The following is an 18,679-nucleotide window of genomic DNA, read 5'->3' on the forward strand; positions in this document are numbered from 1 at the left end:
CCCGACGCCTGCAGTGGAACGTAAGCGCCACGCGCAAACAACGCCTCGTGCCTTGCGCGAAAGGCGAGGCATCTCGCGATCACGCCCTGCTTGACAGTGGCGTCGCCGAGATCGGCAGCGGACAGCGACGGCGGCAGAGACGCCAGGCTCTGCCTGAGAGCCTCGCAATCGATGTCGCGGCGATTGTCCGGATCGACGAGGCTTAGATCCAGGCCTTCGGCACCTTGATAGAAGTCGGGAATGCCTGGGGCCGTCATCTTGATCAGGGTCTGCGCGAGACCGTTGAGTGCGCCGGCGCGCAAAAACCGCTGCAGCGTCGCGGAAAAGTCGTCGAGAAAATCGCGGTTGGCCGGGGACAGCAGCCTTGCCGCATAGGATTTGACCGCCTTTTCATAGGGTTCGTTGACATCGGCCCACTCGGTTCGCAGCTTCGCTTCGCGCAACGCTTTCTCGACATAGGCCTCGAAGCGTTTGGACAGGATCTCGAGAGCAGCCGCGCCAATGGATTCCGCCCCTTCCGGCCAGACTCCCGTCAGGGCCTGATAGAGCATCCATTCGGTGTCGGAGTCAGGTGCGGGCCCGTCTTGCAGGTGCTCGACGTTGGACGCATGCATCCGCCGCCAGCGCTCGACCGCGTCGCCCCAGATTGTTGGCGCCTCGCTCAGGGCATAGAGCCGTGCCCGGCCATCCTCGCCGCGTTTGGTGTCGTGCGTCGACGTGGCAAGCAGGCCGGCAGGGCGAAAGCGGTCGGGGGAGGAAAACATCCGATGGATCTCGTCCAGCGAAGCCTGATGGCCCGACGGGTCACAGCCCACTTCATTCAAGCCGATCAGCCTGTTGTGGCGATAGAAAACGGTGTCCTCGACAGCCTTCGCCATGACCGGACCGGTCAGTTGCTGGAATCTTTTCCTGAACTCCCATGCCTGCGCGGCCATCGGCGACGGGACGTCCCCGGTCAACAGGCGCACCACCAATTCCAACGCCTCGGCGTCAACCCGCGCGCTCGAAGTTTGAACTTCGTCGGCCACGCGAAGCAGAAGCTTGCGATCATGGTCCGGCATGCCTGCTTCGGTGCCATAGGTTCTGTAAACCGGAAATGCCGCGATCAATTCGGCAAGCGCAGCGCTTGTCACATTGGGATCGGGCATGGCGGCCGCGAGACTTCTTGCCAATTCCGTCGCCAGGCCTGCGAGGACCAACAGCTCCGTCTCGAAGTTCCGCGTCACCATCAGCCGCTTCGCCGCCCTGGCCTCCCTGGCAAAGCTGTCGCCGGCGAGATCCGGGCGACCTGTCCGCTTGGCATAGACTCCGTCCAGCTCAGCCGACCGCTGATGGTCGACGAACAGGTCGCCCATGGCGCCGATGAATTCATAACCCGTCGTGCCCTCAATCGGCCAATCCGCGGGCAGCGTCTCGCCGCGGGCTAGGATCTTTTCGACGACCAGAAAGATGTCCGGTCCTGTCTCTTGCCTCAGTCGCTGGAGATAGGCTTTCGGATCCGCCAGGCCGTCGACATGATCGATCCGCAAGCCGTCGACCTGTCCGGACCGGACAAGCTCAAGCGTGAGACGATGCACGTCATCGAAGACGGACGGCGCCTCGACCCGTACGCCGACCAGGCCCGTGACTTCGAAGAACCGGCGGTAGTTCAGGTGCTTGCGGGCATCCTTCCAGAAGAAGAGCCGCCATGGCTGGGCGGCGTGGATCGCGTCGACAAAGGTCCTGTCGGCGGAGAGCCGCGCCAACTCGCCTTCCAGGTCCGACGTCGCGGCGCTGTCGCCGAGCGCGGACTTGAGCGCGTCATGCAGGGCCTGGCCCTGGTCTCGACGCGCGGTGTTGGCGATGTGCAGCAAATCGACAGCGAGCGGTCCCTCGATTCCCGGCAGCACGTCCTGATAGGTCGAGGGCGATAGCGGCAGGCAATGGTCAAAATAGGCCAGCACAAGCCCGCCTTGCCGGCGATCGAGCCGGATCGACAACTCGCCCATTGCCAGGGCCTCGTCGTAGGGGCGACCGAGGATCGGCAGGGTCAGCCGTTCACTCCAGTCAATATCGAAGTGGCGGTGATAGGGGCTCCGCACTCCCCACTCGACCACGTCACGCCACCATGGGTTTTCCAGGGCCGCCGCCATGTGGTTGGGAACAATGTCGAGGATGAGACCTAGCCCCGCGCGTTTCAGGGCGCTGCTCAGCCTGTCAAAGCCTTGGCGCCCGCCCAGCGCCGGATCAATCTCGTTGTGGTTTGAGACATCATATCCATGCGTCGAGCCGGAGGCGGCTGTGAAGATGGGCGAAGCGTAAAGATGACTGATCCCAAGGCTTTGCAGATACGGGACGATGCCGGCGGCGCGGTCGAAATCCATGCCGTTGCGAAACTGCAGTCGATATGTTGCCCGAGGCAGGGTCATGCCGATCTCTCTCCAGTATGGCGAGCTTGGCCGGTGCGGTCCGCGCTCCGCTCGCCCGGCGTCAGCGCCACGACCACCGAGTGGCCTGGGAGGCGGCCGGCGCGAAGCGCATCGGCCGCGCTTGCCGGCCAGGCGAAGACGACATCCGCATCCAGTTGCGGCAAGTTGCGCTCTTCGTGCGAGAAGTTCGCACGCACATGCTGGCACGCTTGCGACAGCGTCCAATCGACGGCAACCACGCCTTCCGGCGCATCAAGCACCGTGCCGCTGTTGGCCCCTGCCCCGCGAAGCAGAGGGACGATGGATTGCCTGCGTATCGACAGAAGTTGCCTGGTGAAGGGCAGCCATTCGCCGTTGCCATTCGCCTTGGCCCAATCGATCCTTGAAGACTCGAAGGTCGACCTGGCATTGGGGTCGGGGATATGGTCCAGCTTCTCCTCACTGTTGAAGGCGCCAAATTTCGCGAATTCACGACGACGTCCGTCGCGCACCGCTTCGGCAAGCTCGCCCTCGAAGTCGGTGAAGAACAGGAAGGGGTTCGTCTCGCCCCATTCCTCCCCCATGAACAGCAGCGGAATGTGCGGCGAGAGCAGCAATGTCGCCGTCAAGACGCGCAGCATCGGCTCCTCGCAAAGGGTGGACAGGCGTTCCCCCAAAGCCCTGTTACCGACCTGGTCATGGTTCTGGATAAAGTCGATGAAGGCGGTGGGCGGCAGGTGGCGGCTGGAGACCCCCCGGCGCCGGCCGTCGGCCTGTTCCTCACCCTGATAGGCGAAGCCTTCCGCAAGGGTGCGGGCCAGGTGACGCGCCGGATGTTCGGCGAAGTCCTCGTAATATCCGTCGGTCTCACCGGTGGCCAGGACGTGGGCCGCGTTGTGGAAATCATCGTTCCATTCCGCCGTGAACCGGACGGCATTGCCGCGCGCGTCCCGCTCATGCAGGTGCACGATGTTCCTGTTGTCTTCCGTCGTCAGGTGGATGTGCCTGTCGGGAAATTCACGACGCACGCGGTCGGCGATTTCGATGAGGATCTCCGTTTCGGACTTCGGATCGGCAACCTGGTCGATCGCGTCGAAGCGAAGTCCGTCAAGATGGAATTCCTCCAGCCAGTACAGTGCGTTTTCAATAAAGAACTGCCGGACCGGCAGCTTCTCGTACGCGATCGCGGCTCCCCAGGGCGTGTGGCGGTCGGGATCGAAGAATTCGGGCGCCAGCAGGGGAAGATAATTCCCGTCGGGTCCGAAATGGTTGTAGACGACGTCGAGCAGCACCATCAAACCATGCCCATGCGCTGCGTCGATGAATGCCTTCATGGCGTCCGGCGAGCCGTAGGCGCGATGAGGCGCGTAGGGAAGCACGCCGTCGTAACCCCATCCGCGCTCGCCACCGAAATGCGCCACCGGCATGATCTCGATGGCAGTCACGCCGACCCTGGCGAGGTGCTCCAGCCGTGCGACCGCCGCCTCGAAGGTTCCTTGCGGCGTGAAGGTGCCGACGTGGAGCTCGTATAGAACCGTCTCCTCCCATGGACGCCCACGCCATTCCCCGTCCGTCCACGCATGGCTGGTCGGATCGACGAGCAGCGAAGGGCCATGCACGTCACCGGATTGGGCGCGGGAAGCCGGATCCGGGATCGCGCGCCCGTCGGGCAGGACCAGGCAATACCGGTCGTTCGGCGCGACGCCGGCGGTCAACAGCTCGAACCAGCCGTCGTCATCGCGTATCATCGGTGTGTCGGTGCCGTTCAGCCGTAGAAGGAGCTTCTCGACACCAGGCGCCCAGACCCGAAACCGCGCCTCGCCGGGACGCACGAACGCCGCGCCCCAGGACGTGGGAACTGCGCGGACCGCGCTTGCCGCGGGCGGGCCTGCCAGGCTCATGCACGTCGCTCCAGCAGGACAAGCGACCTGGCCTCGGCGAGATAGGACTCGTGCTCGATCGCCTTCGCCGCATTTTCATCGGCGACCCCAGCGGCGGCATCGACCACGATGCGCCAACTGTTTCCGGCCTCTGCCGGCAGGTTGAACGAGACCGCTTCATGGTGCGCATTGAACAGCAGGATCAGCACCTCGCTCGCACTGCGTAGCAGCATGGCCATGGCCCTCGTGTCCGTGGACTGCCAGTCTGCGGACGCCATGGCCCCTCCATCGGGCCGAAGCCACTCCACATCGGCACGTCCCGTCTCGTCGACGGCATTGCCGTGCGGGAACCGCCATTGCCGCAGCAGCGGGCGCGTCCGCCGGATGCGGATCAGGCCGGCCAGAAATTCGCTGAACTGCCGATCCCGGTCAGCGATGTCTTTCCACTGCAGCCAGTTCATTTCATTGTCCTGGCAGTAGGAATTGTTGTTGCCGGACTGGCTGCGGCCGACTTCGTCGCCCATCAGGATCATCGGAGTGCCCTGCGACATCAGCACCGTCGCAACAAGGCTCCGGCGCATGCGGTCACGAAGGTCGAGGACGGCCGAATCCTCCGTCGGTCCCTCGACACCGCAATTCCAGCTCAGATTGTGCGAGTGACCGTCGGCATTGTTCTCACCGTTGGCTTCATTGTGCTTGTCATTGAAGCTGACGACGTCCTTGAGGGTGAAGCCGTCATGCGCGGTGACGAAATTGACGCTTGCATAGGGGCGCCTGCCACGTTTGTCGAAGCGATCGGCCGAGCCGAGCAGGCTGCTTGCAAGATCGGGGGCCAGACCTTCGTCGCCTTTCCAGAAACCCCTGACCGTGTCGCGGTATTTGTCGTTCCACTCGGCCCATCCGGGCGGAAAATTGCCGACCTGATAGCCGTCTGGGCCTGTATCCCAGGGTTCGGCGATGAGCTTGACCTTCTGCAACACCGGATCCTGCCGGATCGTCTCGAAAAAGACGGCATGGTGGTCGAACTCTGCCCGGTCGCGGCCAAGCGTGCTGGCAAGGTCGAAGCGGAATCCGTCGACATGACAGTCCTCGACCCAATAGCGCAGCGAATCCATCACCATCTGCAGAACGCGCGGGTGACGCAGATTGACGTTGTTGCCGCAGCCCGTCGTGTCGAAATAGTAGCGGGGATCGTCGGCCAGGACATAATAGCTGGCGTTGTCGATGCCCTTGAACGAGAGCGTCGGGCCCATGTGGTTGCCCTCCGCCGTATGGTTGTAGACGACGTCGAGAATGACCTCGATGCCGGCCTCGTGCAGCCGCCGAACCATCAGCTTGAATTCGTGGATGTCGCTTCCCGGCGATATGTAGCGGGCAGCCGGCGCGAAGAAGCCGATCGTGTTGTATCCCCAGTAATTCTTGAGACCGCGCTCGAGCAGATGGCGGTCGTCGAGGAAGGACTGGCTCGGCATGAGCTCGACCGATGTGACGCCGAGCTTGACCAGATGGTCGACCACGCGCGGGTTGGCAAGGCCGCCGAACGTGCCGCGCAATTGCGCCGGGATGTCGTCGCGCAAGGCCGTCATGCCCTTCACATGCGCTTCATAGATGACAGTCTCCCCCCACGGCACCTTGGGCCTGGGGTCCTCGCCCCAGGTCACGGCTGGGTCGACGACGACGCATTTCGGCATGATCGAAGCGGAGTCGCGCTTATCGAAGGAGAGGTCCGCACGGCTGCTTCCGACGCGATAGCCGAATGCCGAATCGTGCCAGCGCATATCGCCCTTCATTGCCAAGGCATACGGATCCAGCAGCAGCTTGTTGGGATTGAACCGATGGCCCGCCTCCGGCGCATATGGCCCGTGGACCCGGTAGCCGTAGAGCTGCCCGGGCCGGATATCAGGGAGGTAGCCGTGCCAGACTTCGTCGGTGAATTCCTGCAGCGCGACCCGCTCAAGCTCGCGGCGGCCGTTACCGTCGAACAGACAGAGTTCCACCTTGGTGGCATTGGCGGAAAACAGCGCGAAATTCACGCCGGACCCATCCCAACGCGCACCCAATGGAAACGGCGATCCATGGGAGATGCGGGACGCTTTGGTCATAAGAACCTCGGGATATGTTGGAAAGCAGGATCGGGCGGACAGAAGGCAAGGACGAACTCAACCAGCCGGAATATGTTCCGGTCGTTTCGCATTTTACCATCTCACCCTCGCGACAGAGCGTGAGCACCTCGCACGGCGCCGCCATGAGCGTGTCGCGCGGCGCCTTACGGACGTAAGATCAATGTCGGAGCCCTGGGGGAATCTGACCCGCTTTGCCGCCGCCGGGAACCTTGCCGCGTTTAACGCCGTTCCCATCTGCAAGTGGACGGCGCAAGGGCAGATCTTGCGGTGGTGCACAGGCACCCAATGAAAGGCCGAGGAGGGAAACGGATCGATGGCTTGGGTCGGGCAAAAGCTTATCTACGCCGTGGCCCTCATGGTGGCGGTCGGCGCCTCGCAATTTCCGGAATTCGCACAACAGTACAAGCAGCGGCTCGGCGGGGCGATCGAAGAGCTCGGGCGCCTCGTCAGCGACTTCGACCGGGATGCGGTCAATTCGGGCCTGTCGCGCGGCCAGGCGCTTGACCTGCACCAGAGATCGACCGTGCCCTTCTTCCAGGCGCGCGGCCTCAGCATGCGCACGACCATCGACCGGTACGAAACATTGATGCGCCAAAGGGACGATTTCGCCAAGAGTTCTACGCTCACCCAGCCGCTCGTTCTTGCTCGCAGCGATCAAGCCACCTTCGCGGGCGCCTGGCACGATTTCAGCCCTGCGGTGCCCACGACGACCGATGGCTTGATCTGGGCGGCTTTGGGCTTCCTTTTGGGCGCCGCCGTTGCGTATGGGATCGCCGCGATCCTGGGGCTGGGTTGGCGAAGGAGCGTGCTGGCCATGCGCCGGACGCGCTAAGCAGCGATGTCCCGGCCAAGTGGGGAGTCGCCATAGTCGGCCAGCAGGGCCGCCACATCGTCGTAGATCGCGATCGACCCGGCCTTATCGAGAACGTCATCCGAGAAGCCGCCCGATCTCAGCGCGACGGTGGAGATGCCAATTTTCCGCGCTGCTTCGACATCATATGGCGTATCGCCGACGACGATGGCTTGCCGTGGGGAGACACCCGGCAGCTTTGCCAGGGCGGTGGAGAAAATGTCGGGAGCCGGCTTCGTCCTCTCGACATCCGCGCTGCTGGTCGTCGCCGCAACGATATTGCGAGCCTTGAGCAGGTCGAGATAGTGGACAAGATCATCCTCGGACGCGGACGATGCGAGTGCAACCTGCTGTCCCAGTCCGTGCGCATGCGCCAGGAGCTCGCGAGCGTTCGGAAACGGCCTCACCTGGCGAAGGTACTTCTCCCTGAAAATCCTGCCTTGCGCCTGACCAAGTTCCTTTTGGGTTTCGGCGTTCGCTTCCGGAATCAGCGTGGGCACCAGCATGTCGGCCCCCTTGCCGATCTGGTCATGGATCACCTGCCGCTCGAACCGCTTGCCGGCACCCAGAAATGCCTCTTCCCATGCCAGCACATGGAGGTCGTTGCTGTCCACCAGGGTGCCGTCAATGTCAAAGAGGATGGCTGTTACATGCATGCGGTGTCCTTTGGCGACGAAAAGCTACGGTCGCCTTATTCGATTGTCTGGCCTGTGCTCTTCCAATCCGCGAGAAAGCCGTCCAGGCCCTTGTCGGTGAGCGGATGCTTGACGATGGCCTTGAGTGTCGCGGCGGGCACAGTGGCGACGTCGGCACCGATCAGCGCGGCTTCACGAATGTGGTTTGCCGTGCGGATCGAGGCGGCCAGTATCTGCGTGTCGAAGCCGTAATTGTCGTAGATCTGGCGGATATCGGCGATCAATTCCATGCCGTCGATGTTGGTGTCATCGAGACGACCAACGAACGGGGAAACGTAGGTGGCACCGGCTTTCGCCGCCAGCAGTGCCTGATTTGCGGAAAAGCAAAGCGTCACATTCGTGTTCAGCCCTTCCTGGGTGAAGCGTTTGCAGGCCTTGAGACCGTTGAGCGTCAGCGGCAGTTTGATGACGATGTTGGGGGCGATATCGGCAAGGATCTTGCCCTCCCGCATCATGTCGTCAAGTTCGATCGAAGCGACCTCGCCCGACACTGGCCCGTCGGTGACCTCGCAGATTTCCTTCAAGAGCTCCTTGATCGGCCTATTGGCTTTCAGCACCAGGGACGGGTTGGTGGTCACGCCATCGATGATGCCTGCTTCCTGCAGCTCGCGAATTTCAGCGATGTCGGCGGTGTCGACGAAGAATTTCATGATGCCTCGCATTCGATTGCGATACCGCACGCTGGCTTCAGCGCTCAACGTCCGCAGCAGGAGCAAGCTCATGCCTGGCTGTTGGTTCCACACACAGCGTTATTGCGCCAAGGCTGTCGCGTCAGAGCACCTTGGCAATCAACTGCGGAGATTTGGTAATAGTGCTGCATCGTAGGAGCAGCGCATGCCTATACTACCGCGAAGGTCACATGAAGCCGATGATGATCAGCGGATCAGAGGCGGCAGCGGGCAAACTGCTCCGTCCTACAGACGCGCTACCGCGGCAAGGGCCTCATCGGTCGTTTCGAGCGCCCTGTCGATATCGGTTTCGCGGTGGGCGACCGACAGGAACAGCGTGTGGGACGGATGCAGGTAGACGCCGCGGGCAAGCGCCTCCAGGCAGAAGGCATCGCCAAGCCTGCGATCCAGGTCGTTCTCGAACAGCAGGACCGGCATCTGCACCGGCCCGCTCTGGCGCAGGGGCACACCGTGGCTCCTGGCCTGCGCATCGAGGCCGTCGCGGAAGCGCTGACCCATGGCGCGCATGTGCGCCACCGCGTCTACCGCGCGCAGCTTCTCGATGGTGGCGATCGCCGCGGCCATGGACACCGCGGCTGTCCAGAAGGACCCCGTCGTGAAGATGCGGGTTGCTGCCTCGCGGAAGCGATCGTTGCCGGTCACGGAGGCCAGCGCGTGGCCATTGGCGATAGCCTTGCTCCAGGCGGCAAGGTCCGGCCGCACGCCGACCAGTTCCCAACTGCCGCCGAGATCGAGGCGGAAACCGGCGCGCACATCGTCGACAATCAGGGCCGCATCTGCCGCGTCGGCCAGTGCACGCGCCCGCTGCGCGAACTCCCTTGTCGGCAGTTCGTGCGGCTTGCCCAGATCATGCTTGAAGGCCGACACCAGGATGGCCGCGAGATCGCCCTTGCAATGCTCGGCTGCGGCTTCGAGGCTCGCCACGTCATTGTAGTCGAAATAGACCAGGTGCGCCCGGTCCTCTTCCGTCACGCCAACGACTGAGGGCGAACACCACGGGATCGCGCCGTGATAGGCGCCTCGCGCGACCAGGACCTTGCGCCGACCGGTGCCTGCCCGGGCAATCGTCACGCAAGCGGTGGTCGCGTCGGTGCCGTTCTTGGAAAACATCGCCCAGTCGGCATGCGGAACGGTCTCGACCATCAGCTCCGCCAACTCGACGAGCCGCGCGCTGGGGCCATTCATCGCATCGCCAAGCGCCCTCTGATTCGCGGCCGCGGCCTCGACGTCGGCATCGCCATAACCGAGGATCGTCGGCCCCCACCCGCAGATGAAGTCGATATATTTACGCCCGTCGGCGTCCCAGATATGACAGCCCTCGGCACGCGAGAAATATTGCGGATAGCCGACAGGCAGCCGTGGAGCGTTCTGATGCCCCCACATGCCGCCCGGAATGACTCGCATGGCGCGGGCACGCAAGGCGTCGTCATTGCTCTTCGAATACTGGTCCATGCAGTCTATCCCACCGCCCAGTCGTGTCATCACGCCGGGACTTCATTTGCAACATTCGATATATCATGTATCATCCTGAGACAATAGCTCGGGAGACGCGGAGGACATGCAGCCTATCATCGGCATCGTTGCCGACGACCTCACCGGCGGCATGGAAACGGCCGCCATGCTGGTGGCGCTCGGCGTCGATTGCGGCTTCGTCACCAAGCCAGCCCTGGTGCCGCAGTTGGCCGGCTCGCTTGCCATCGTCGTCGCCCAGAAGACCCGCGTCGTTCCCGCCGCCGAGGCGGTCGCGAAGTCGCAAGACGCGGCTCGGCAGCTGCTCGCCATCGGCGCGAGGCGGCTGTTCTTCAAATATTGCGCGACCTTCGATTCGACCGACGACGGCAATATCGGCCCGGTCGCCGATAGCTTGCTGGCCCTGACACGAGCGACCCATACCGGCTTCTGTCCGAGTTCGGGCGATCTCGCGCGAAGCGTTTTCCAGGGCCACCTCTTCGTCGGCGCGCAACTGGTCTCCGAGTCGCCAAAACGCTTCGATCCGCTGACACCGATGACAGATCCAAACCTTCCACGCGTGCTGCAACGACAGTCGAAACTGGCTGTCGGCCTGTTCCCTCACGACATGGTGCGGGCCGAACCCGCCGGCCAGCGCGCCTATCTGGACAGGCTGGTCGCGCAAGGTGTCCGCCACATCATCATGGACGCGATCTATCCGGAGGATCTGGATGCGATCGCGGCGCTGACGGTCGATTGGCCGCTGATGACCGGCAATGCGCCGATCATGCGCCATTATCCCCCGCTCTGGCGCGATCGCGGCTGGCTGGACGACGCGCCGCCGAAACGGCCAATCCCGGCAGTGGAAGGTCCGGGCGTCGTGCTGGCGGGCAGTTGCGCGGAGCGCACGCTCGAGCAGCTCGCGGTTTTTGAACAGGCAAGACCGGTTCACCGCATCGACATCGCTTCGGTCGGCAGCGTCGAGGCGGCTGTTGGAGCCGCGCTGGACTGGGCAGGCCCGCATCTCGACAGCGGCCCCGTGTCGATCGCCACCTCCGCCAACCCCGAACAGGTCAATGCCGCCCAGGCGAGATTCGGCCGCCAAGGAGCCGCCGCCTTCGCCGAGGCGATCCTCGGCCGGCTCGCGGTGGAACTGCGCAAGCGCGGCGTTCGGCGCTTCGTGGTCGCGGGCGGCGAGACCTCGGGAACGGTTGTCGAGCAACTCGGCATCGATCGTCTGCGGATAAGTGCCTACAAGGGTCCGGGGATCGCGCGCGCGACGACGGAAGAAGGCGAGACCGTCGCCCTCAGCCTCAAATCGGGAAAACTCGGGCCACCCGACATGCTGCTGCCTACTCTCGAATCCATGCGGCACCCGGAGCACTAGGCGATGGACGAAGACACACAGCGCCAGGCGATCGTCGAAACCGTGAAGCGCCTGCAGGAAAGCGGCTTCAATCACGGCAGCAGCGGCAATGTGAGCTGCCGGACATCCGGCGGCATGCTGATCACCCCCACCGGGGCAAACAGCGCCAACCTGACGCCGTCGCGGCTGGTCCATGTCGGGCCCGACGGCAGCGCGGTTGGGGGCGTCCCGTCCAGCGAATGGCACATGCACGAGGCGATCCTGCGCGCGCATCCCGCCGCCAACGCCGTGGTCCATACTCACGCCGACGCCTGCGTGGCGCTCTCATGCCTGCGCAAGCCCCTGCCGCCGTTCCACTATATGGTCGCGGCCTTCGGCGGGACCGATGTGCGTTGCGCCCGGTATGAGATCTTCGGCACCGCCGACCTCGGAGCAGCGGCGGTTGAAGCACTCAGGGATCGCAATGCCTGCCTGCTCGCCAACCACGGCATGATTGCGATCGGGAAGACACTGGAGGCCGCTTTCCAGACCACGGTGAAGCTGGAGACCCTGGCGCGCCAGTATCTGATGGCGCTGCAAGGTGGCGAGCCCGTCCTGCTGCCCGACGAAGAAATGGCGCGGGTAGCCAGGCGCTACGGCAATTACGGAACGGGTCCGCTGAAATAGAAAAGCGAGGGGCGACCGAGCGAAAGCTTCTGGCATGTGAACTCGATTTTCGAACGAAGGAGGCACCCCGATATGGACACCCCTGGCACGGTATGATCTTGAAGAATATTGGTCAGACGCAGAGAACGAGCCCGCTGAACAATGCAGAACCTGCCTGAGATCCAGGCGACGAGCCTGTCGTCGCAGATCTACCTGCGTCTGCGCCAGGAGCTGATGTCGGCGCGGCTGCATCCTGGCGACCGGCTGAAGATCCGCGATCTCGCCCAGCAACTCGGCACCAGCGAGACGCCGGTGCGCGAAGCCCTGTTCCAGCTCGTAAAAGACGGCGCGCTGGAAATGAAGCCGGGTTACTACATCCGCGTCCGACGCATCAGCCTCCAGGAATATCTGGAACTGCGCGACATCCGGCTCGTGCTCGAACCCTATGCCGCGCTGAAGGCGATGCCCCACATAGACGAGCCGTTCCTGAAGACCCTGGAAGATATCCACAACAAGCTCGTCAAGGCGGAACGCACGAAGGACTACGCGGCCGCACTACAACACAATTTCGACTTCCACTTCGCGGTCCACCGCAAATCGCAAATGCCGTATCTGATCGAGATGATCGAAAGGCTGTGGATCCAGGCCGGCCCCTTGCTCAGCCTCCTCTACCCGCATGGCCACCCCACCTATGAGGGCGAGCACCAGCACCTCAAGGTGATCAGCGCCTTGCGTGCGAAGGACGAAGCGGCCCTGCGCGACGCCTTCGAGCAGGACCTGATCGAAGGCGGGCGCAAGTTCATCGAGCATCTCGCCGACATCGAGAGCAGGCAGGCCGCCGAGAGCGAACCTGCGCGCCGCCCGCGCCGATAGGCCAAGCCTCCGAACACCCTCAAATATTTCAGCGCTTGGCGCGCATTGGCCGGGTTCGGGAGCCGCGGGTCATCGCTCCGGCCGCGGATGCCCAACGCTGTGGACTGGCGCGCCCCAGCGCTCCCATACGGTGCAGAAACGCGCTCAGCCGCGCTTGCGACATCAATCATATATGATATATTCTATTTCCAGAGGTCAAAAAACAAGGGGAGTACAATGAAGCTTCGCAATGGGATTCTGGGAGTAGCGCTCGGCCTTCTGATGAGCGGAACCTCCTATGCGGCGTTCGCGGACGACGCTTCCACCTTCGTCTATGCCGATGCCGGCGAGCCGAGCACGATCGATCCGGCAAAGGCCAATGTGAACTGGGAATTCACGGTCACACGCAACATCTACGACCGCCTGGTCGACTTCGATCTCGACGATCCCTCCAAGCTGCTGCCGGCACTGGCGACGGAATGGAAGCAGGATGGCAAGGTCTGGACCTTCAAGCTGCGCGACGGCGTCACTTTCCATGACGGCTCTCCATTCGACGCCAATGACGTCAAGGCTACGCTCGACCGCCTGCTGAAGATCGGCCAGGGCCAATCCTATCTGGTCGACGATATCGCCAGCGTCACCGTGGTCGACCCCAAGACCGTCAAGATCGAGACGAAGGCACCGACCGTCTTCCTGGCATCCAACCTCAGCCGCATCGAGATGCTTTCCGATGAGGACATCGCCAAGCACAAGGACGATCTCGGCCAGGCATGGTTCAACGAGAATGCCAACGGCACCGGTCCCTACGAGTTCGTGGCCTGGACGCGCGGCACCCAGATCGAGCTGAAGCGCAACGACAAATGGTGGGGCAAATTCCCGGAGAAGCCGTTCGACCGCGTGCTCGACCGCTTCGTCACCGACGGCGCCAATCGCGCCCGTGGCCTCGAGGGCGGCGAGTTCGACCTCGCCAATTTCGTGCCGCTCGACGAGGCCCTGCGGATCGGCACGAGCTCGGGTTTCCATTTGGTCGAAGGCAACAACCTGTGGGCTTGGCCGGCGATCTATCTCAACATGGATCTGGCGCCGACCAACAACAAGGATTTCCGCGACGCGCTGGTGAAGGCGTTCGACTACACCGCCATGGCGCAGTCTTTCCAGGGCAAGGCCGAAATCGGTCGCGGCCCGATACCGTCCTGGTTCCCCGGCAGCCCGGAGAAGGAAGAGCCGGAGATCAAGACTGACCTCGGGGCGGCCAAGGCCGCACTGGCCAAGTCGGGCCTCGCCAATGCCAAGATGAAATGTTCGGTGCCCGCCGGCTTCCCGGAATTCCGCTTCGCCGCGACAGTGCTTCAGTCATCGGCCCAGCAGCTTGGCGTCACCGTCGAGATCGAGGAACAGCCTTTCGTCGAGGCGATCACCGCCATCAAGTCAGACAAGAGCAACTGTTTTGTGCTCGGCAACGCAAACCTGAGCCCGTCGGACGCCACGAAATTCTTCTCGGCGCACTATCTCAAGGGGGGCTTCTACAATTCGGGCAAGTTCTTCGACCAGACGCTGCAGGATCTGGTGGCCAAGCTGCCGACGATCTCCGATGCCGCGGAGCGCGGCAAACTGCTCAGGCAGGCGGCCGACATCGTCGTGGATTCCCACTACATCATCTGGACCGCGCGGCCGAAGACCGTCGTGCCGGAACCTGACCGGATCGCCGGCTACCGCATCGATCCGGCCGAGTACATCAATGCCCGCTTCTGGGAAATGCACAGCAAGTAGCAGCAGCGGGATGCGCATGCGGACGGCACGGTTGTGATCGGTTTCCTGTTCAAGCGCCTGCTATGGGGTCTTCTCGTCCTCATAGCCGTCGCAGTCATAACCTTCTTCCTCAGCCGTGTCGTTCCGGCCGACCCAGCCGCTTTCCTGGCCGGCCAGAACGCCTCCGAGGCTACCGTGCAACGCATCCGCACCGAGCACGGTCTCGACCGCCCGCTGCCGGAACAGTTCGCCTCCTACATGGTCGGCCTGGCCAAAGGTGATCTGGGCGAATCCATCCGCACGCGGCGCAGCGTCAGCACCGATTTGGGGCAATACCTTCCCGCGACGCTGGAACTGCTGATCGTCAGCTTCGTCCTCTATCTGGCGATCAGCTTCTCGCTGGCGGTGCTGGCGGCTCGCCATCCCGGTGGGGCCGTCGATGGGTCGATCCGGCTGATCACCATGATCGGCACCGGCATCCCGGTGTTCTGGCTCGGCATGACGCTGCAGTTCTTCTTCTTCTACAAGTTGCATTGGCTGCCGCTCGGTTCGCGTTTCCCGATCCGCGAGACGGCGCCGCCGGTGATCACCGGCTTCCTCCTGATGGATTCGATGCTTGCCGGCAGCCTGTCCGCATTCCTGGCCAGCCTGAAGCATCTGGCGCTGCCGGCCGCCACCATCGTCATCAACCTGCTTGCGGTGGGCACGCGGCTGTCTCGCGCCGCACTGATCCAGGAACAGGGCCGGCTCTATGTGCGCACGGCGCGCGGCAAGGGGCTGTCGCCACGCCGCATCATGTTCAAGCACATCTTGCGCAACGCGCTGTCGCCGATCCTGACGGCGACGACCATGCAGTTCGGCTACATGATCAGCTGGGTGATCCTGGTCGAGGTCATCTTCGACTGGCCGGGCATCGGCCTCTACGCCTACCAGTCGTTCCAGGTCTTCGACTATTCGCCGGTCATCGCGCTGGCAATCGTGTCGACGGCCGGCTTCGTGATCATCAACCTGGTGATGGACCTGCTCTATCCCGTGATCGATCCGCGCGTGCAGAGCGTGGGCTCATGAGTGCGTCCACGCAACCGTCGCGCCGCATGATCACCAGGCCGAAGGGCGTGCTCTTGCCGCTGGCGCTGCTGGTGGTCGTCATCCTTGCCGCCTTCACGCTCGTACCGGGCCTGATCGCGCCACACGACCCGATCGCGCTCGCCATGGCCGACCGCCTGAAGCCACCGAATTTCACGCATATATTCGGCACCGACGAGGGTGGCCGCGACGTCTTTTCGCGCATCGTCTACGGCACGCGCTATTCGCTGGGCGTAGCCATTGTCATCGTCTTCGCCTCGGCGGTGTTCGGCGTCATCTATGGCGCTGTGTCGGGCATGGCGCGCGGCGGCATCGACAATCTGATGATGCGCGTCGTCGACCTTTTCTTCGGCTTCCCGGCGCTGGTGCTGGCGCTCGCTGTCACCGCCTCGATCGGGCGCGGCCTCGACAGCGTGGCGCTGTCGCTCGCCATCATCTGGTGGCCGGGCTATGCGCGGCTGGTGCGCGGCGAGGTGCTGCGGCTGCGTGAGCGGCCGCATGTCGAGGCCGCTCGCGCGCTCGGTGTCTCCGAAATCACCATCCTGCGCCGGCACATCATCCCCTTCGTCATCCAGGAGGTGAATGTGCGCGTCACAACCGATATCGGCTATGCGCTGGTGGCTGTCACGGCGCTTTCCTTCCTCGGCCTCGGCGCCAATTCACCCACACCGGAATGGGGCTTGCTTATCCGTGACTCGCGATCCTATTTCGGCTCGGCCTGGTGGTACCTAGTCTTCCCCGGCACGATGATCATGCTGACGGCCACCGCCTTCTCGCTGATCGGCGATGCCCTCGCCTCGAGGCGAAACGCATGATCCTGTCGGTTCGGAACTTCTCCACCGGCTTCCGGCGCGCGGGCGAAAACCTTGTCGCGGTCGACGCCATCTCCTTCGACGTCGAGCAGGGCGAGACCTTCGTCATCATCGGCGAGTCGGGTTCGGGCAAGTCCCTCACCGGCATGTCGATCGCCGGCCTCCAGCCCAGTTCGGCCTTCGTCTCAGGCTCGATCCGGTTCAAGGATCGCGAGATGCTGAAGCAGCCGGACGCCGAGTTGCGCAAGCTGCGCGGCACCGAGATCGGACTGATCTACCAGGACCCGTTGAGCTCGCTGAACCCGGTATGGCCGGTCGGCGACCAGATTGCGGAAACGCTCACCGCGCACGGTCTGGCCAACCGCGCGGAGGCGCGCAAGCGCGCCGTCGAGATGCTGGAGCGGGTCCGCATTCCGGATCCCCATCGCGTCGCGTCGGCCTATCCGCACGAAATCAGCGGCGGCATGCGCCAGCGCGCCATGATCGCCATGGCGCTGGCCGCGGGCCCCAGCCTGCTCATCGCCGATGAGCCGACGACGGCGCTCGACGTCACCATCAAGGCGCAGATGCTGGAGCTGCTGGCCGAACTCAAGCGCGAAATGGCCCTGACGATCATCCTGATCACGCACGACATGGGCGTTGTCGCCGAAGTCGCCGACCGCATCCTGGTTCTCTATGCCGGACGCATCGCCGAGATCGGACCCGCCGATGCAATCATGCTGCAGCCCTCGCATCCCTACACCGCGGCCTTGATGACCAGCGCCATGATATCGCAGACGCCGGCCAAGCAGGAGCTCAACGCCATCGTTGGCGGCGCGCCCGGGCTCGGTTCCTTCCCGCCCGGCTGCCGCTTCCATCCCCGCTGCCCCCGCGCGCAGGATGACTGCCGGACCATCGAGCCGCCCAGGCGAAAGTTCGGCGCCGTGGAGCTTGCCTGCCACCACCCGATCGGAGACTCGATGCCGGCCGGGGTTGCGAGGACATGACCGTGGCGCTTCTGGAACTCGATGGCGTTTCGAAGACCTTTTCGCAAAGGCGCGGCGGCCGTTTTGTGCAGGCGGTGGCGGGCGTCTCCCTGTCGGTCCACAAGGGCGAGACGCTTGGGCTGGTGGGCGAGAGCGGCTGCGGAAAATCCACCCTCGCCAGGCTCGCCCTGAAGCTCGTCGACGTGACGGAAGGGCGCGTGCGTTTCGACGGCGCCGACGTGACCGCGTTCGGCAGCCGGCGCATGCTTCCAATACGTCGCCGCCTGCAGGCGGTGTTCCAGGATCCGCTCGCCTCACTCAACACGCGCATGACGATTGCCGAAGTGATGCGGGAGCCGTTCGACACGCATGGCATCAAACTCGGAGCACAACTGGAAAGCCGCATCCGCGAATTGCTGTCCTTCGTCGGGCTGGAGAACACCGATCTCCAGAAGCTGCCCGGCGAATTCTCCGGAGGCCAGCTGCAGCGCATCGCCATTGCGCGGGCGCTGGCGCTCGAACCGGAGATCATCGTCGCCGACGAGCCGACTTCGGCGCTCGATCCGTCGATCCAGGCGCAGATCGTCAACCTGATGCTGCAAATCCAGCGCAAGCGGGGCATCTCTTACCTGATCATCTCGCATGACCTCGACGTGATCGGCCATGTCGCCGACCGGATCGCCGTGATGTATCTCGGCACGATCATCGAACAGGGCAAGGCGGCCGAGATCATGGAGCGGCCATTGCATCCCTACACGCAGGCGCTTCTGTCGGCGGCGCCCACCCTGGCCGCCCGCCGCCAGCCCGGCTGGAAGCGCATCATGCTCACCGGCGATCCGCCAAACCCGGCCGATGTGCCTTCGGGCTGCCGGTTCCACCCGCGCTGCCATCTGGCGCGCGAGATCTGCCGAACCACAGTGCCGCCGCTGCGCGCCATGCCTGGCTCAAGCCAGATTGTGGCCTGCCACCTCGCACCCGACGAGACGGCATTGACGGGCGCCCAAGTGGGCCGCGCGCGACTCGGCCTTGCGACAGCAGGCTAGAACTGGACGACACTGAGGGAGGAACGACAATGCGGTCGAAGGAAATCCATGTGACGGGCCTCGGCTTTCCGGAAGGCCCGGTGGCGCT

At 63.7% G+C, this 18,679-nt stretch carries 15 protein-coding genes; 9 read left to right on the forward strand and 6 right to left on the reverse strand.

All coding sequences use genetic code 11. The features are described 5' to 3' along the window. The 3 genes from treY to glgX all read right to left on the reverse strand — a co-directional run. On the reverse strand, positions 1–2,408 hold a 2,408-nt coding region (gene treY, locus WC739_RS17810; protein ID WP_372954343.1), incomplete at its 3' end, for a malto-oligosyltrehalose synthase. Further along, a complete protein-coding gene (gene treZ / locus WC739_RS17815; RefSeq protein ID WP_372954344.1) occupies positions 2,405–4,288 on the reverse strand; it encodes a malto-oligosyltrehalose trehalohydrolase in 1,884 nt (627 codons plus the stop codon). The genes treZ and treY, both read right to left, overlap by 4 nt. Beyond that, a complete protein-coding gene (gene glgX, locus WC739_RS17820; RefSeq protein ID WP_372954345.1) occupies positions 4,285–6,369 on the reverse strand; it encodes a glycogen debranching protein GlgX in 2,085 nt (694 codons plus the stop codon). Before glgX ends, treZ begins: the two co-directional genes overlap by 4 nt. 334 nt (positions 6,370–6,703) lie before the next feature. Between glgX and WC739_RS17825 the strand changes: the two genes are divergently transcribed. Then, positions 6,704–7,222 carry a DUF2937 family protein gene (locus WC739_RS17825; RefSeq protein ID WP_372954346.1) on the forward strand — a complete coding sequence of 173 codons (519 nt, stop codon included), beginning with the start codon at positions 6,704–6,706 and terminating at the stop codon, positions 7,220–7,222. On the opposite strand, the gene WC739_RS17830 is transcribed toward WC739_RS17825, so the two are convergent. The 3 genes from WC739_RS17830 to WC739_RS17840 form a co-directional block, all read right to left on the reverse strand. Further along, positions 7,219–7,896 carry an HAD family hydrolase gene (locus WC739_RS17830; protein ID WP_372954347.1) on the reverse strand — a complete coding sequence of 226 codons (678 nt, stop codon included), beginning with the start codon at positions 7,894–7,896 and terminating at the stop codon, positions 7,219–7,221. The two genes, WC739_RS17825 and WC739_RS17830, sit on opposite strands and share 4 nt — an antisense overlap. A 35-nt stretch (positions 7,897–7,931) precedes the next feature. After that, entirely contained in the window at positions 7,932–8,585 is a 654-nt protein-coding gene (gene fsa, locus WC739_RS17835) for a fructose-6-phosphate aldolase (protein ID WP_372954348.1), read from the reverse strand. Positions 8,586–8,849: 264 nt separating this feature from the next. Then, positions 8,850–10,076 carry an aminotransferase class III-fold pyridoxal phosphate-dependent enzyme gene (locus WC739_RS17840; protein WP_372954349.1) on the reverse strand — a complete coding sequence of 409 codons (1,227 nt, stop codon included), beginning with the start codon at positions 10,074–10,076 and terminating at the stop codon, positions 8,850–8,852. 106 nt (positions 10,077–10,182) lie between these two features. Between WC739_RS17840 and otnK the strand changes: the two genes are divergently transcribed. From otnK to WC739_RS17880, 8 genes are all read left to right on the forward strand, one after another. Further along, positions 10,183–11,460 (forward strand): 3-oxo-tetronate kinase, encoded by a 1,278-nt coding sequence (gene otnK / locus WC739_RS17845; RefSeq protein WP_372954350.1) that lies wholly within the window; start codon positions 10,183–10,185, stop codon positions 11,458–11,460. Between the two features lie 3 nt (positions 11,461–11,463). Beyond that, positions 11,464–12,105, forward strand: coding sequence for a class II aldolase/adducin family protein (locus WC739_RS17850; RefSeq protein WP_372954351.1), 642 nt, complete (start codon positions 11,464–11,466; stop codon positions 12,103–12,105). A 141-nt stretch (positions 12,106–12,246) separates the two neighbouring features. After that, positions 12,247–12,957: a GntR family transcriptional regulator gene (locus tag WC739_RS17855; RefSeq protein WP_372954352.1), complete on the forward strand. Its 711-nt coding sequence runs from the start codon at positions 12,247–12,249 to the stop codon at positions 12,955–12,957. Between the two features lie 261 nt (positions 12,958–13,218). Continuing rightward, a complete protein-coding gene (locus tag WC739_RS17860; RefSeq protein ID WP_372954355.1) occupies positions 13,219–14,706 on the forward strand; it encodes an ABC transporter substrate-binding protein in 1,488 nt (495 codons plus the stop codon). A gap of 33 nt (positions 14,707–14,739) precedes the next feature. Continuing rightward, the gene (locus tag WC739_RS17865; protein WP_372954353.1) at positions 14,740–15,753 is read left to right on the forward strand and encodes an ABC transporter permease; all 1,014 of its coding nucleotides are present in this window, start codon (positions 14,740–14,742) and stop codon (positions 15,751–15,753) included. 26 nt (positions 15,754–15,779) lie between these two features. Then, entirely contained in the window at positions 15,780–16,586 is an 807-nt protein-coding gene (locus WC739_RS17870) for an ABC transporter permease (protein WP_372954356.1), read from the forward strand. Continuing rightward, on the forward strand, positions 16,586–17,569 hold the full coding sequence (locus WC739_RS17875; RefSeq protein WP_372954357.1) for an ABC transporter ATP-binding protein: 984 nt from the start codon (positions 16,586–16,588) through the stop codon (positions 17,567–17,569). Before WC739_RS17870 ends, WC739_RS17875 begins: the two co-directional genes overlap by 1 nt. Next, positions 17,566–18,591, forward strand: a complete 1,026-nt coding sequence (locus tag WC739_RS17880) for an ABC transporter ATP-binding protein (protein ID WP_372954354.1) — start codon at positions 17,566–17,568, stop codon at positions 18,589–18,591. Before WC739_RS17875 ends, WC739_RS17880 begins: the two co-directional genes overlap by 4 nt. Positions 18,592–18,679: the final 88 nt, after the last annotated feature.

The organism is Mesorhizobium sp. (assembly GCF_041661565.1).
Classification (GTDB): Bacteria; Pseudomonadota; Alphaproteobacteria; order Rhizobiales; family Rhizobiaceae; genus Mesorhizobium.